Raw genomic sequence first — 247 nt, 5'->3', positions numbered from 1 at the left:
AGAAATTGGCGGTATTTTGTGTAGCCACTAGCAACAAACTGAGCAATACGATAGTAGCTAGCCAACTTAACCAGTACGCCCCTAACATGCTGTAGAGACTTCGGCCGCGCCAGGGCTGGTACAGGCCGAGGAATTCGCCCACGGCAGGTAACAGCAACCCACCAATCACCATCAAGAAGAGATAATATTCATTGCTGAAGGTAATATGGGGCATCAGCAATAACACCAGGGAAGAGACCCCCATGGC

General features: G+C 50.2%; 1 protein-coding gene. It reads right to left on the bottom strand.

The window, feature by feature from the left end:
- Positions 1 to 247 (bottom strand): hypothetical protein (locus Q5762_RS39280; protein ID WP_315897109.1); only part of this gene is annotated, 247 nt, incomplete at both ends.

The sequence above is a fragment of the Streptomyces sp. P9(2023) genome, from assembly GCF_032436795.1.
GTDB lineage: Bacteria > Actinomycetota > Actinomycetes > Streptomycetales > Streptomycetaceae > Streptomyces.
This window is presented reverse-complemented; position numbering and strand designations above follow the sequence as displayed.